The organism is Pseudomonas mandelii (assembly GCF_024138395.1).
Classification (GTDB): Bacteria; Pseudomonadota; Gammaproteobacteria; order Pseudomonadales; family Pseudomonadaceae; genus Aquipseudomonas; species Aquipseudomonas mandelii_E.
Window position 1 is genome coordinate 54,180 of the sequence record NZ_JAMYDU010000007.1, and the last position, 13,378, is coordinate 67,557.

11 protein-coding genes are annotated in these 13,378 nt (G+C 60.3%); all 11 read right to left on the reverse strand.

All coding sequences use genetic code 11. From position 1 onward, the window contains the following. Positions 1–156: 156 nt before the first annotated feature. The 11 genes from NHU87_RS13570 to iolE all read right to left on the reverse strand — a co-directional run bounded on the left by NHU87_RS13570 (position 157) and on the right by iolE (position 13,360). Positions 157–1,179, reverse strand: coding sequence for an ABC transporter permease (locus NHU87_RS13570; protein WP_007907889.1), 1,023 nt, complete (start codon positions 1,177–1,179; stop codon positions 157–159). Positions 1,180–1,235: 56 nt separating this feature from the next. Then, on the reverse strand, positions 1,236–2,801 hold the full coding sequence (locus NHU87_RS13575) for a sugar ABC transporter ATP-binding protein (RefSeq protein ID WP_253549076.1): 1,566 nt from the start codon (positions 2,799–2,801) through the stop codon (positions 1,236–1,238). Positions 2,802–2,870: 69 nt separating this feature from the next. Continuing rightward, positions 2,871–3,797, reverse strand: a complete 927-nt coding sequence (locus tag NHU87_RS13580; protein ID WP_253549078.1) for a sugar ABC transporter substrate-binding protein — start codon at positions 3,795–3,797, stop codon at positions 2,871–2,873. 139 nt (positions 3,798–3,936) lie between these two features. Then, entirely contained in the window at positions 3,937–5,007 is a 1,071-nt protein-coding gene (locus NHU87_RS13585; RefSeq protein WP_253549080.1) for a Gfo/Idh/MocA family protein, read from the reverse strand. Between the two features lie 151 nt (positions 5,008–5,158). Further along, complete coding sequence (locus NHU87_RS13590) at positions 5,159–6,019, reverse strand: sugar phosphate isomerase/epimerase family protein (protein WP_253549082.1); 861 nt, start codon at positions 6,017–6,019, stop codon at positions 5,159–5,161. A 141-nt stretch (positions 6,020–6,160) separates the two neighbouring features. Continuing rightward, the gene (locus tag NHU87_RS13595; protein ID WP_253549084.1) at positions 6,161–7,186 is read right to left on the reverse strand and encodes a Gfo/Idh/MocA family protein; all 1,026 of its coding nucleotides are present in this window, start codon (positions 7,184–7,186) and stop codon (positions 6,161–6,163) included. Positions 7,187–7,218: 32 nt separating this feature from the next. Beyond that, positions 7,219–9,150 carry a 3D-(3,5/4)-trihydroxycyclohexane-1,2-dione acylhydrolase (decyclizing) gene (iolD, locus tag NHU87_RS13600; RefSeq protein WP_253549086.1) on the reverse strand — a complete coding sequence of 644 codons (1,932 nt, stop codon included), beginning with the start codon at positions 9,148–9,150 and terminating at the stop codon, positions 7,219–7,221. 129 nt (positions 9,151–9,279) lie between these two features. Next, positions 9,280–10,101, reverse strand: a complete 822-nt coding sequence (locus NHU87_RS13605) for a TIM barrel protein (RefSeq protein ID WP_253549088.1) — start codon at positions 10,099–10,101, stop codon at positions 9,280–9,282. Positions 10,102–10,127: 26 nt separating this feature from the next. Continuing rightward, positions 10,128–11,630 (reverse strand): CoA-acylating methylmalonate-semialdehyde dehydrogenase, encoded by a 1,503-nt coding sequence (locus tag NHU87_RS13610; protein WP_253549090.1) that lies wholly within the window; start codon positions 11,628–11,630, stop codon positions 10,128–10,130. 30 nt (positions 11,631–11,660) lie between these two features. Next, positions 11,661–12,470, reverse strand: a complete 810-nt coding sequence (gene iolB, locus NHU87_RS13615) for a 5-deoxy-glucuronate isomerase (protein ID WP_253549092.1) — start codon at positions 12,468–12,470, stop codon at positions 11,661–11,663. Beyond that, a complete protein-coding gene (iolE, locus tag NHU87_RS13620; protein ID WP_253549094.1) occupies positions 12,467–13,360 on the reverse strand; it encodes a myo-inosose-2 dehydratase in 894 nt (297 codons plus the stop codon). Before iolE ends, iolB begins: the two co-directional genes overlap by 4 nt. Positions 13,361–13,378: the final 18 nt, after the last annotated feature.

Consider the following 13,378-nt stretch of genomic DNA (forward strand, 5'->3'; position numbering starts at 1 on the left):
CTGTCCGACAAAGCTCTGAAAGTGCGCTACGGCAGGCTTTGAGCCGCTTATCGGAGTGCGTTTATAGCAAGAAATTCAGTCGAGCGGCTGTATATAGAAGACAAACGGCTGCGCCACGCGGGTCAGGCGTGGCGCATTTTTGCGTTTAATCCGGCGTCAGCGCTTGAGTTTGCGCTTGTTGCGGTACTGGTCGATGACCACCGCCACCACAATAATCAGCCCCTTGATGATGTCTTGAATATAAGCATCAACACCGACAAAGGTAAAGCCGCTGGCCATGACGCCGAGGATCAACGCGCCAATCACGGTGCCGGTGATCCGCCCTACGCCACCGGCCAGGCTGGTGCCACCGATGACTGCCGCGGCAATCGCGTCCAGTTCATAAGACATGCCCATCCCGGCCTGCCCGGTCGCGGCCCGCGCCGACGCCACCACCCCGGCCAGGCCCGCAAGCAATCCGGCGATGCTGTAGACGATCACCAGATGCCGCTTGACGTTGATCCCGGAGGTGCGCGCCGCCTGCATGTTGCCGCCGATGGCGTAGGTGTACTTGCCGTACTTGGTGTAGCGCAGGGCGATGTGAAAGATCACCGCCACCACCAGAAAGATGATCACCGGCATCGCGCCGTGTCCGATGGCTGTGTAGGAATCCGAGAGCATGCTCACAGGCTGACCTTCGGTGTAGTAGCGCGCCAGGCCGCGGGCCGAGACCATCATGCCGAGGGTCGCAATGAACGGCGGAATCCCGGTGATCGCAATGATGCTGCCGTTGATCGCCCCCGCCAGCAATCCCACCCCAAGCCCGACGATCACTGGAATCCACACCGGCAGGTCCGTCAGGGACGGAAACACCGCCCGGGCAAAGTCTGACGTCTGGGCCAGGCTGGCGGCAATCATCGCCGACAGCGCCAGCACCGAACCGGAGGACAGGTCGATACCGGTGGTGATGATGACCTGGGTCACGCCGATCGCCAGCAGGCCGATGATCGACACTTGCAAGATCATCAGCACCAGACGCTGAGAGTTCATCAGGAAGCTCTGGTCCCGCACGATCCAGCCGAACATCTCGAAGACCAGGCCAATGCCGATCAGCACCAGGAAGATACTCAACTCGGTCGGAAAGCGCCGGCGACTCTTGACCGGTACCGCTGCAGGCTTGTTTTCCAGTATCGCGTTCATAACCACTCACCCTTCTATTACGTCGCGACGGCAGCCAGGGCCACCGCCAGCATCCATTAGTGAACCGCGGACATGCCCGAGGCCAGTTGCATCACCCGTTCCTGGGTCGCTTCGCTGCGGTCGAGGGTGCCCATCAGGTCGCCCTCGTGCATGACCATGACCCGGTCGCTCATGCCCAGCACTTCCGGCAGTTCCGAGGAAATCATGATCACCGCCATACCTTCGCTGGCGAGGTAGGAAATAAGCCGGTAGATCTCGGCCTTGGCGCCGACATCGATGCCCCGGGTCGGCTCGTCGAGAATCAGGATGCGTGGATTGGTCATCAACCAGCGCGCCAGCAAGGCCTTCTGCTGATTGCCGCCGGACAGCGTGTCGATGCATTGCTCCAGCGACGGGGTTTTCACCCGCAGCTTCTTGCACATGTCTTCACACAACACGCGCAAAGCTTTCTGCTGGATGAAGCCGTTGCCGACGTAATGGGGCAACACTGCCATTTCCATGTTCTCCAGCACCGACAGGCACGGGAACAGGCCGCTGAGCTTGCGGTCTTCGGTCAACAGCGCGAAGCCCTTCTCGATCGCCATGTGTGGATCGCTGATGCGCACCACTTCGCCGTCGAGGCGGATTTCGCCACCGTCACTTGGGGTGATGCCGAAGATCGCTTCGGCGACGTTGGTCCGTCCCGAGCCCATCAACCCGGCGATGCCAAGGATCTCACCGGCATGCAGGTCGAAGGAGACGCCCTTGAAAATGCCGTCCAGCTTGAGGTCGCGTACCGACAGCAACAGATCGCCGATCGGCTTTTCGCGCACCGGGAACAACTGGCTCAGCTCGCGGCCGACCATCATCGAAATCAGGCTGTCGCCGTCCATGCTGTCGGCCCGTTGCAGGCCGATGTAAGCGCCGTCACGGAACACCGCCACTTCATCGGCGATGCTGAACACTTCGTTCATTTTATGGGTGATGTAGATGATGCCTTTGCCCTGGCTCTTGAGGTCGGCAATGATCGAGAACAGGTGCGCGACTTCTTTATCGGTAATAGCCGAGGTCGGCTCGTCCATGATCAGGACGTCGGAGTCATAGGACACAGCCTTGGCGATCTCGACCATCTGCCGTTCGGCGATGCTCAGGTTGCCCACCTGCTCTTCCGGGTCGAGATTGATCCGCAAACGCTCCAGTAGCTTGGCGGTGCAACGGTGCATTTCGCGATGGTCGATCATGTGCAGGCCGTTGAGCTGTTCGCGGCCGATCCAGATGTTCTCGGCGATGCTCATGTGCGGCATCAGGTTGAGTTCCTGGTGGATCATCGCAATCCCGGCCTGGAGCGCAGCCAGTGGTGTTTCAAAGACCACCGGCTTGCCCCGCAAGCGCAACTCACCGGCGTCCGGTTGGTAGATGCCGGCAATGATTTTCATCAGGGTGGATTTGCCGGCGCCGTTCTCGCCCATCAGCGCCAGCACGGAACCGGGACGCACCCGAAGCTGTACGTCGGACAAGGCCACCACACCGGGAAAACCCTTGCTGACGTTGATGATCTCCAGCAGGTACGGCTCATCGACAGGTGTTGCTGTTGGCTGGACACCCATTAACGGGGTGCTCGAAGCAGTCGCTGAAGCGAACATGATCAGGTACTCCATCAGCAAGGTCGCGTGGCAACCTTGCGTGCTTATTGTTGTTATCGAACGGATGGGCTATTTGAACGTGTCGACGTTCTGCAGCGTGATCAGGCGATACGGTACCCACACGGCCGGCTCGACCGGCTCGTTCCTGGCCATTTTCACCGCCGTGTCGATCGAACCGTCCGCCTGCCCCTTGGCATCCTGGAACACCGAGACCAGCAGAGAGCCCTTCTTCACCGCGTTCAAACCGTCGGGCGTACCGTCGACACCGGCGATCAGCACACTGCCTTTGGCGACGCCAGCCTGTTGCAGGGCCATTGCCGCACCAATCGCCATCTCGTCGTTATTAGAGACGACCGCGTCGAATTTGCGGCCCTGGGTCAGCCAGTCATTGACCAGGGTCATGCCCTTGTCCCGCGACCAGATGCCGGACTGCTCTTGCTCGATCTTGATGTTCGGGTACTTGGTCAGTACCTCTTTTACGCCCTTGGTGCGATTGGTGGTGGAGTTGTTGGCCAAATCACCGAGCAGAATCACGATGTCGCCCTTGCCGCCCATTTTTTCGGCCAGGTACTGCATCTGCATCTGGCCAGCCTCCAGATCGTTGGAGGCGACAGTGACCACGCCTTTGGGCAGGTTCAGGTCATCGGGACGACGATTGACGTACACCAGCGGAATACCGGCCTTGACCGCTGCTTCGGTGATTTTTTTGGTGGCGGCGGTATCCACCGGGTTGACCACAATGGCGTCGACATTCTGACTGATGAAGCTTTCTACCTGGCTCAACTGCCTGACCACGTCGCTGCGCGCATCTTCGAACTGCAGCTTGACGCCATCGGGGTAGGACTTGGCTTTGGTGTCCATGGATTCGCGCAGGTAGGTCAGCCAGGTGTCATCGAACTGCGACATGCTGACGCCGATCTTCATGTCAGCGAGTGCGGCGCCGCTGGCGAACATCAGGGACAAGGCCAGCGAGGCGAAACGGATCTTGGTCTTCATGAAAGGTCTTTCTCCACATTCTTGTTGGTTTTATGGATAAGGCGTGACGATTTCAGTAAGCGAGCAAGCGGGAAAAGGATTGAAACGAGGCGTGCGGCAGGTCGCCTGAAAATGACTTTATTGGAAATTAATTTCTATATCAACCAATTTTAGAATTTTTTTCTGATTTTATTCCATGACTCTCGAACGGACTCAGCACCACCACTTGATGCCGCTCGAAACTGAGCCGCGCAGCGTCTAGCACGCGGGTGGTCGCCAGTGCATCACGGGCGTCGACCGGCAGTGGGCCACCGCTCTGTAACGCGGTTTGTAGCTGCAAATAGAACTGGTTCCAGCAACCACGCTCCGACGGCACCCGCTCACGCACCTCGCCCTGCTCGAACCAGCCCCAGCGCCGGTGCTCTTCAACACCCCAGCGCTCGCCTTCGGATTTCGGTGTGAGCCCCGCAAGGGTCGACGCCTCTTGCCCATCCAGACCGTCGACGCTGTAGCAGCCCTGGGTGCCGGTCACGCGAAAACGCGGGCCGGGGGTGTTTTGCAGGCAACTGCCGCCCAGGTGCGAGATCACGCCGTTGGCATGGGTCAGGGACATAAAGAAGCCGTTGTCGAAGGGCTGGTCTTTTTCGAGGTAATCCAGTTCGGCGTACACCCGGGTGATGGGGCCGAACAACAGGAGCGCCTGATCCACCAGATGGCTGCCCAGATCGCGCAGGAAACCGCCGCCGCTGCCGTTGTTCACCGACTGTGGTGAATAGCGCTCGATCCGCGATTCGAAACGGGTGACCTGACCCAGTGCCCCGGACTCGATGAGTTTGCGCACGGTGAGAAAGTCCGAGTCCCAGCGCCGGTTCTGGTAGACGCTCAGTTGCACGCCCTGGCGCTCGGCCATGGTGATCAGAGTTTGCGCCTGTTGCGCATCGGCGGCGAACGGCTTGTCGCTGACCACCGCCACCTCGTGTTCGATGGCGTCGAGCACCAGCGCCGGGCGGCCTTTGAGCGGCGTAGAGATCACCAGCACATCGACCCCGGCTTCGACCAGTTGGCCGATGCTGTCGAACGCCGGCACACCGGGATGTTCCGCCGCCAGCAGTTGTCGGCGCTCGGCGGAACGGGTGACCACGCCGACGAAGGTTGCTCCCGGCAGACTGCTGATCAGCGGAGCATGGAAAAACCGGCCGCCATGGCCGTAACCAACAAGTCCGATACGCATGAAAGCATTCTCCTTATAGAACGCGGCCCCTGTGGGAGCGGGCTTGCCCGCGATAGCGGTCTGACAATCACAGATATGTTGAATGTGCCGCCGTCATCGCGGGCAAGTCGGATCGCCGCACCGCCGCTCCCACAGGTTTTGTGTAGGTCGGTTAGCGGCAGAGTTCGCTTTTGACGCGTTCGAGCATCATGCGGTTGGACTCGTCCGGCCGGTCTTCCCAAGCGAATACCGAGACGGTGGCGATGCCATCGAACTTGATTTCGCGCAACGTGCTGAAAAACGCTTCCCAGTCGACCTCGCCCTGGCCGATGTCCAGATGCTGGTGCACGGTGGCGGTGACGCCCGGCGGGTTGACGATGTAGCGCAAGCCCGAGGAGGCCTTGTGGTTGTAGGTGTCGGCGATGATCAGGTGGCTCAGCTTTGAGCCGGCGTACTTGAGCATCGAGGCGATATCACCGACACCGTCGTCATAGAAAAACGTGTGCGGCGCGGCATAGAGGTAGTTGATCCAGTCGCGATCCAGCCCACGAATGATGTCCACCGACTCGTTATTGCGCTCGCAGAAATCGTAAGGATGGGCCTGGATATCGAGCTTGATGCCTTCGCGTTCAAACTCGGGGATCAGTTCGTCCATGGAGCGCATGAACTGGTTTTCGCACACCAGCGGGTTGTCCGACTGGCCGGTGAACTCGGTGTTGACCAGCTCGCAGTCCATCTCCACGGCAATCTGGATCGCGCGCTTCCAGTTGCGCACGGCGGCCACGCGCAAACCTTCATCGGCGGCAGCCCAGTGGTACATCGGTAACAAGGAAGAGAGTTTGACCGCGGTGTCGCTCAGGGCTTTGCGAAATTCCTTGATCCGCGCCTTGTCGACCCGCGGGGCTTTGTAGAACGGCAGAAAATCTTCCCGGGGCGACAGCTCGATGTGTTCGTAACCGAGCTCGGCGACCTTGTCGACCATCTTGCCCAGGGACAGGTTGCGGTACATGTAGGGGTCTAGTGCGATGCGCATGTTTTTTGTTCTCCTTAACCAGGATCGACTCCGTCCCTGTAGGAGCGAGGCTTGCCCGCGAAGGCGTCGGCACATTCAACACTGATGTTGGCTGAACGTCCGTCTTCGCGGGCAAGCCTCGCTCCTACAAGGGGATCGGGGTTAGCTGTAGAAATGTGGGCGGTCTGGCAGGCCGGTTTTTACGATCTGCCCGCTGTTTTGTGCTTCGATGCAGGCATCCGCCGCCACCGCTGCCGCGAAACCATCCCACGCCGACGGCCCACCCACCTGCCCGGCCCGTACGCCATCGATAAACGCCTGCAATTCGACGTCATACGCGGCGATGAACCGGTCCTTCCAATCCATCAGAATCGCATTCGACAGTTTCGCCCCACTGCGCAATTGAACTTGCGACGGTTCCGGCAGTTTGGCGATGCCGGTCTCCCCGACCACTTCGCACTGGATGTCGTAGCCGTACTGGCAGTTGACGAACACTTCTACATCAATGCGCGTGCCTTTGGCGGTTTCCAGCAGCACGATCTGCGGGTCTTTCAAATGGGCATGGGCCTTGCTGGTCTTGCGCGGGAACACCACTTGCACCGACACATAATCGTCGTCGAGCAACCAGCGCAACACGTCCAGTTCATGGATCAGCGTGTCGGTGATCGCCATGTCGGTCTTGTAGTTTTCACCCACGGTCGGGTTGCGATGGGCGCAATGCAGCATCAACGGCTCGCCGATCTGACCGCTGTCGATCACTGCTTTCAACGCCCGATAGCCTTCATCGTATGGACGCATGAAACCGACCTGCACCAGCCGCTTGCCGTGAGCCACTTCGGCCTCGACGATCTTGCGGCAGCCTTCGGCGGTGACCGCCAACGGCTTCTCGCAGAACACCGGTTTGCCGGCGGCAATCGCCGCCAGCACGAACTCTTCGTGGCTCGGGCCCCAGGAGGTCACGAGGATCGCGTCGACTTCCGGCGCCTTGATCAGCGCATGACCGTCGGGATAGACCTCGGCAGTCAGTTTCAGATCGGAAACGACCTTGGCCGCTTGCTGCAAATTGATGTCGGTGACCGCGACGACCTGGCTGTTGAGCAAGGTCTGGCTGCAACGACGGATGTGATCCTGGCCGATGGCCCCGGTGCCGATGACGCCAATCCGCAACGAATTAGAAAGCAAAGACATATAAACACTCCTGTGGGTTCGTTTCAGGGCAATCAGTATTGACGGGCCTTGGCCAGTCGTTCATTGAGGGTCTTGGCCACCGCATCGGTGCGGGCGCTGGTGGAGACTTGCGCCACGCCGACCCGCCACCACGACAGGTATTTGTGAATCATGGTTTTGGGCAGGACCTTGATGTCGATCAGCGTCGACACCGTCTGCAACCGCGCATCCGCCAAGGCGTCTTGTAGTTGCTCGACCGTGTTCACTTTGTAAGTCTTGCAGCCGTAAGCCGCCGCGCTCATGGCGAAATCCACCGGTACGAAACCGCCATCGAGCTTGCCGGTCTGCGGATTACGGAAACGGAACTCGGTGCCGAAGCTGTCCATGCCGTGTTCCATTTGCAGGTTGTTGATGCAGCCGAAGGTCATGTTGTCCAGCAGCACCACGTTGATCTTGCGCCGCTCCTGGATCGAGGTCGCCAGCTCCGAGTGCAGCATCATGTAGGAGCCGTCGCCCACCAGTGCGTAGACCTCGCGCTCAGGCTCGGCGAGCTTCACGCCCAGTGCGGCGTTCACCTCGTAACCCATGCAGGAATAACCGTACTCGACGTGGTAAGTGTTCACGCCCTTGCTGCGCCAGCTACGCTGCAAGTCGCCGGGCAAACTGCCGGCGGCGGCGACGATCACGGCGTCATCGGCCAGTGTTTCATTGAGCACGCCGAGCACCCGGCTCTGGGTCAGGCAGGAACCGGTCAGCTCGATAAATTCGCGCAACACCGCTGGATCCAGGTGATCGTTGATTTCGGGGACGAAATCTTTCGTCTGGTATTCGACCTGATAAATGCGATCGACTTCCTCATCCAGTTGCGCCTTGGCCTGACGGGGTTGATCGCCCCAGCTCGAGCGGTAATCGCCCAACACATCGGCCAAGGCGCTCAAGCCGGTTTTGGCGTCCGCCAGCAGCTGCACGCCGTCGAGTTTCAGCGCGTCGCAGGGGCTGATATTGAGGTTGAGGAATTGCACCTCAGGGTGTTTGAACAAGGATTTCGACGCAGTGGTGAAATCGCTGTAGCGAGTACCCACACCGATGATCAGATCAGCATCCTTGGCCAACAGGTTCGCCGCCAGGCAACCGGTTTCGCCGATCCCGCCGACGTTCAGCGGATGGCTGGACACCACCGCGCTTTTGCCAGCCTGGGTTTCGGCGAAGGGAATATCGAAGCGCTCGGCGAACGCCTGCAACGCTGCATTCGCGCCGGAATATTTGACCCCACCGCCACAGATGATCAGCGGCTTGCGCTTGCCTTTGAACAGCGCCAGCGCATCGCCAAGCATCGCTTCGGTGGCCGGACGACGCTCGATGCGATGCACGCGTTTTTGCAGGAAATAATCGGGATAGTCGTACGCCTCGGCCTGCACATCTTGCGGCAAGGCCAGGGTCACCGCGCCGGTTTCGGCGGGGTCGGTGAGCACGCGCATGGCGTGGATTGCCGCGGTCATCAGTTGCTCGGGACGGTTGATCCGATCCCAGTATTTGCTCACGGCCTTGAAGGCATCGTTGGTGCTGATGCTCAGGTCGTGGAACTGCTCGATCTGTTGCAGGACCGGGTCCGGTTGGCGGCAGGCATAAACGTCGCCGGGCAACAACAGCAAGGGAATACGGTTGGCGGTGGCCGTCGCGGCAGCGGTGAGCATGTTCGCCGCGCCCGGGCCCACCGATGAAGAACAGGCGTAGATTTTGCGCCGCAGGTGTTGCTTGGCAAAACCGATGGCGGCGTGGGCCATGCCTTGCTCGTTGCGGCCCTGATGGACGATCAGGTCGCCGCTGTCCTGCTCCAGGGCTTGCCCCAGACCCAGCACATTGCCGTGGCCGAAAATGGTAAAGATCCCGGCGACGAATTTGCTCTGAACCCCATCGACCTCGATGTACTGGTTATCGAGGAATTTCACCAGGGCCTGGGCCATGGTCAGTCTTGTTGTGGTCATGCTTGCACCTTTTCCGTATGCAAATCCAATCCCTTGTAGGAGCTGCCGAAGGCTGCGATCTTTTGATCTTGATCTTTAAAAACAAGATCAAAAGATCGCAGCCTTCGGCAGCTCCTACGGGGGAAGGTGTCAGGCCAGGGATTTCTGCAGGTGTTCCATGCTCGCGCCAATCGCTGTCTGGATATCCGCCAGGTCATGGACGCTGTCGGCGAATGGTTCGAACGACAGGTAGCCGCTGTAGCCGGTAGCGAGCAAGGTTTCGATCTGCGCCGCGTTGCCAAGGATGTCACCCTCGCCCACCAGCACCCGGTGGCCGTCGCGGATGGTCGCCAGCGGCGCCTCGGCATCCTCGACGCCGGAGATGTGCACCAGCCCGGTCAGCTCGGGGAAGAATTCATGTTCGCTGGCCAGGTGATGGTGAAAGGTGTCATGCACCAGTCGGAACACATCCAGCCCACCGATGGCCTTGATCGCGTCGACCGCCGTGCGTTTGCGCCGCAGCGAGCATTCTTCGAAACCCAGCGGCTCGATGAAACCGAGGATGCCGTGATCGCGCAGGATCGGCGCCAGCTCACTCAACGCCGTGCGCAGCCCGGCAGCACGCTGCGCCTCGGTTCGTGGATCGGCGCGGTCGTTCAACGGGCACATCACCAAACCCTGCGCGCCGCAATCACGGGCATAAGCGGCGAGTTTCAGAGCGTGTGCACGGCGCTCGTCATTCCAGACATCGAACGGATACAGCGCGTTGATCGACAGCACGGTGATGCCTTTGTCCGCGCACAGTTCACGGACGTGTTCGGGCGCGGTGCCGTCCTCGATCTCGACGCCCTTGAGGTCATTGCGAATTTCGATGGCGTCGGCCTTGAGGGTCACCGCCAACTCGATGAACGCGGGCAGGGACAAACGTGGGGCGACCATACGGTTTAGGGCGAAACGCAGGGGTTTGCTCATTTTTTGTTGTTCTCCGCACAAGTGAATTATTTGGCTGTCGGCATGCTGAATTCAGGGCCCTTGGCGATGCTGTCGGGCCAGCGCTGCATCACGCTTTTGTAGCGGCTGTAGAAGCGGATGCCTTCTTCGCCATAGGCGTGGTGATCACCGAACAACGAGCGCTTCCAGCCGCCAAACGAGTGCCAAGCCATGGGCACCGGAATCGGTACGTTGATGCCGACCATGCCGACCTTGATGCTGCGGGCAAACGAACGGGCGATGCCGCCGTCGCTGGTGAAACACGACACGCCATTGCCGAACTCATGGGCGTTGATCAACGCCACGGCGCTGGCGAAATCCGGCACGCGCACGATGCCCAGCACCGGGCCGAAGATCTCTTGCTGGTAGATGCTCATCTCGGTCGTGACGTTGTCGAACAGCGTCGCGCCGACGAAGAAGCCGTTCTCGGCCCCCGGCACCTTGAAATTGCGCCCGTCGACAATCAGCTGCGCGCCCTGGGACACGCCTTCGCCAATAAAACCTTCGACCTTGGCCTTGTGCTCGGCGGTCACCAGTGGCCCCATGTCGCTGTCGCCCTGCATGCCGTTGCCGACTTTCAGTTGATCGATGCGCGGCAGCAATTTGGCAATCAGTTGGTCGCCGACATCACCCACCGCCACGGCAATCGAAATCGCCATGCAGCGTTCGCCGGCCGAGCCGTACGCCGCGCCGATCAGCGCGTCGGCCGCTTGATCCAGATCCGCGTCGGGCATGACGATCATGTGGTTCTTCGCCCCGCCCAGCGCCTGTACGCGTTTGCCGCGCGAGGTCGCTTGCTGGTGGATGTACTCGGCAATCGGCGTCGAACCGACGAAGGAAATCGCCTCGATGTCCGGGTGTTGCAGCAAGGCGTCGACGGCAGTTTTGTCGCCCTGGACCACGTTGAACACACCGTCCGGCAACCCGGCTTCGGTCAATAATTTCGCCATCAGCAAACTGGCCGAGGGGTCGCGCTCGGACGGTTTGAGGATGAAGCAGTTACCGGTGACCAGCGCGATCGGAATCATCCACAGCGGCACCATCACCGGAAAGTTGAACGGCGTGACTCCGGCGCAAACACCCAGAGGCTGACGCAAGTTCCAGTTGTCGATGCCGCCGCCGATGTTGTCGCTGAACTCGGTTTTCAGCAGGTTCGGCGCACCGCAGGCGTACTCGACGATTTCGATGCCGCGCGTCACTTCGCCCTTGGCGTCCGAGAACACCTTGCCGTGTTCGCGGCTGATGATTTGTGCCAGTTCGTTGTGATGCCGGTCGAGCAGTTCCTTGAACTTGAACATCACCCGCGAACGGCGCAGGGACGATTGCTCGGACCAGGCCGGGAACGCCTTCAGGGCTGAGGCGACGGCTTCGTCCACAGTCTTCTGGCTGGCCAGCCCGACCCGCGCCTGAACGCTGCCGGTGGCCGGGTTGAAGACATTGCTGAACCGCTCGCTGCCACTGTCCTGCACCTGACCGTCGATGTAATGACCTATTACCGGGGCGTCGCTCATTGTTCTTGTTCTCCCTTTGAATGTTGGAAATCAGAGATCCAGTAGCCAGCTGTGCTGCGGATCGTTATGGAACTGCCAGACGCGTTTCGGTCCGGCCATCACGTTCAGGTAATACGACTCGTAGCCGTAGGGCACGCTGACCGGGTGATAGCCCTTGGGCACAACAACCAGGTCGCTGTTTTCCACGGCCATGGCCTGGTCAATGCTGCGATCGTCGGTGTAGACCCGCTGGAACACGAAGCCTTGGGGCGGGTTGATCTGGTGGTAATAGGTTTCTTCGAGAAAGCTCTGATGCGGCAGATCGTCGGTGTCGTGCTTGTGCGGCGGGTAGCTCGACGAGTGCCCGGACGGCGTACGCACTTCCACCACCAGCAGCGAATGGGCCGGTTCGGTGTCCGGCAAAATGTCGCAGACGTAACGGGTGTTGGCGCCTTTGCCGCGCACGCTGCGTTTCATGCTGTCGGGTTTGATCAGCCGTGGGCCGAGGTTTTCGGCGGTCGAACCGGGGGCCGCGCAGACGGCGATTTGCACGTCGTTGAGTGCGACCACTTGCGCCTGACTGCCCGGTGGCAAGTACGCGGCGAACGGCGATTTGTCTTCGAACACCGATTGGCGATCACCGATGTTGTCCCAGTCGAACGCGCCCTGCCCTGGTGCTTCGCCTTTGATGCTGACCCGACCGCTGAGCAGCACCAGGCACAGTTCCTTGTCGCCGGCGCTGACCGGCAGGGTTTCGCCGAGGCTCAGGCGGTAAGCGGCGAAGCCGACGTATTCCAGTTCCCCCTGCCCTAACTCGACCATGACCCGGCCGCGTGCATTGCTTTTGACCAACAGGCTCATCTCGCGGTCCTCTCGTTGAGCAGTGCACGCAAGGTGTCGTAGCCTTTTTTGGCGTAGATGTAACTCGGTGCCACCGCTGGATCCTGCTCGGCCTCGACCACCAACCAGCCGTGGTAATCGGCGCCCAGCAGGACGTCGAGCAAGGCGCCGAAATCAATGTCGCCATCGCCGGGCACGGTGAACGTGCCGTTGATGATGCAGTCCGGGAAGCTCCACAGATTGTTGCGCGCCAGTTGCACCACCGGTTTGCGCACGTCCTTGAAATGCACGTGGCAGATGCGTTCGATGTGTTTGCGCAGCACCTGCAAGGGTTCACCGCCGCCCATATAGCAGTGGCCCGAATCGAACAGCAGGCCGACTTCGCTGCCGGTCAACGCCATCAGTTTGTCGATGTCCGCCGGAGATTCGACGTAGGCGCCCATGTGATGGTGATAGGCCAAACGCACGCCCTGGGACAGGGTGAAACGCGCCAGTTCGGTGAGTTTGTCGGCGTATTCCTGCCAGGCTTGTTCGGTGTGAAAACGTGGGCGCTCTACCAGCGGAATGAGCTGGCCTTGAATCGAGTCGGCGACTTCGCCATAAACCAGCACCTTGGCGCCGTTCTTCGCCAGCAGCTCGACATGGCTGGCGATGGCGTCGATTTCCTCGGTCACGGAACGGCGGGCCAGACGGCTGGAATACCAGCCGGAGACCAGCGCCAGATCGTAAGGCCGCAGCACGTCGCCGACGCCTTTGGCATCCTTGGGGAATTTACCGTTGAGTTCGAAACCTTCGTAACCGATTTCCTTGCCCTCGCTGAGGGCGGTGCTCAACGGCGTCTCGCCACCGAGGGACGGCAAGTCGTCGTTGCTCCAGGAGATCGGGTTGATGCCAATTCGGATAGCGGGCATGGCTGCACCTTTTGTTGT

Bases quoted from the DNA above. Each gene is read 5' to 3' on its own strand.
- NHU87_RS13595 (WP_253549084.1), bottom strand. From the start codon at position 7,186: ATGTCTTTGCTTTCTAATTCGTTGCGGATTGGCGTCATCGGCACCGGG.
- NHU87_RS13605 (WP_253549088.1), bottom strand. From the start codon at position 10,101: ATGAGCAAACCCCTGCGTTTCGCCCTAAACCGTATGGTCGCCCCACGT.
- NHU87_RS13575 (WP_253549076.1), bottom strand. From the start codon at position 2,801: ATGTTCGCTTCAGCGACTGCTTCGAGCACCCCGTTAATGGGTGTCCAG.
- NHU87_RS13585 (WP_253549080.1), bottom strand. From the start codon at position 5,007: ATGCGTATCGGACTTGTTGGTTACGGCCATGGCGGCCGGTTTTTCCAT.
- NHU87_RS13570 (WP_007907889.1), bottom strand. From the start codon at position 1,179: ATGAACGCGATACTGGAAAACAAGCCTGCAGCGGTACCGGTCAAGAGT.
- iolE (WP_253549094.1), bottom strand. From the start codon at position 13,360: ATGCCCGCTATCCGAATTGGCATCAACCCGATCTCCTGGAGCAACGAC.
- iolD (WP_253549086.1), bottom strand. From the start codon at position 9,150: ATGACCACAACAAGACTGACCATGGCCCAGGCCCTGGTGAAATTCCTC.
- iolB (WP_253549092.1), bottom strand. From the start codon at position 12,470: ATGAGCCTGTTGGTCAAAAGCAATGCACGCGGCCGGGTCATGGTCGAG.
- NHU87_RS13580 (WP_253549078.1), bottom strand. From the start codon at position 3,797: ATGAAGACCAAGATCCGTTTCGCCTCGCTGGCCTTGTCCCTGATGTTC.
- NHU87_RS13590 (WP_253549082.1), bottom strand. From the start codon at position 6,019: ATGCGCATCGCACTAGACCCCTACATGTACCGCAACCTGTCCCTGGGC.
- NHU87_RS13610 (WP_253549090.1), bottom strand. From the start codon at position 11,630: ATGAGCGACGCCCCGGTAATAGGTCATTACATCGACGGTCAGGTGCAG.